The 528-nt window shown below is 62.7% G+C and carries 1 pseudogene; it reads right to left on the reverse strand.

Going from position 1 to position 528, the window contains the following annotated elements:
- Positions 1-528 (reverse strand): annotated as a pseudogene (locus ACXJ7R_RS36130) (aminopeptidase P family N-terminal domain-containing protein); the annotation flags it as partial.

Below are 528 nucleotides of genomic sequence, written 5' to 3' on the forward strand. Positions count from 1 at the left end.
ATGTTGGAGAAGGGCAACACCTCCGGCTTGAGGCGGATGCCGAGTACATCCGCCATGAAGCCGCGCCGCGCCTCGATGCGGCTCCAGGCCTCGGGATAGCGCGCCGCGATCTCCTCGCGCAGAGGCTCGTCGGCGAGCGCGATGCCGTCCTCGATATTGGTGGTGAAATAGGGGCTGCCGGTCGCCGGAATGACGTCGACCTGCAGCGCCATGCCCGATCGCAGTCTGATGTCGGAGCCGGAAAACACCGGCGAATGCATCCATTCGTCGATATGGACGAGATGGCCGGGATTGAGTGAAACACCAAAGAAGGGATCGCCTATGCGGTCATGCACCGCTTTCCACAGCGTGCCTCCCGTGGTGCCGATGCCGATCGCTTCGTACCAGTCGACGACAGCGGCAAAATAGGGTGCGACCAGTCTTTCGACATAGTCGCGGATGGCATGCGGAAGCTCGCATGCCTCCTCGGCGAGGAAACCGGCGCGTGCATTGAGCGCACCCTGGATGCCATAGGCCATGGTGATCGGG

It is taken from the genome of Mesorhizobium sp. P5_C1, from assembly GCF_054049815.1.